Annotated in this window: 1 protein-coding gene; it reads left to right on the top strand. The window is 51.7% G+C overall.

Features of this window, described 5'->3' with window-relative positions:
* A partial coding sequence (locus NE473_RS31600; protein ID WP_256265681.1) for a VTC domain-containing protein occupies nt 1-296 on the top strand: 296 nt, incomplete at both ends.

Genomic DNA, 296 nt, shown 5'->3' with positions numbered 1-296 from the left:
AACAACGGTATCATTTGAAACCGGCGGCGTACGTGGCTTATGACCGTGTGGCGTGTTTCTGCAAAGCGGACCAAGAGCTGCGGGTAACCTTTGACCGGAACATACGCTGCAGAACCGAAGGATTGGATTTACAGGCCGGAACCTATGGGACTTCACTGCTTGAGGAGGGCAGGGTTCTGATGGAAGTGAAAATACCGGGAGCGATGCCGGTCTGGATGAGCCGCGGATTTTCGGAGCTTGGTATCTATTCCGTATCATTTTCAAAGTATGGACGTTACTACAGGGAGTATCTGGTG

This window comes from Hungatella sp. SL.1.14 (assembly GCF_024460495.1).
Taxonomy (GTDB): Bacteria; Bacillota; Clostridia; order Lachnospirales; family Lachnospiraceae; genus Hungatella; species Hungatella hathewayi.
Note: the sequence above shows the minus strand (reverse complement) of the source record. Positions and strands in the feature narration are given on the sequence as shown.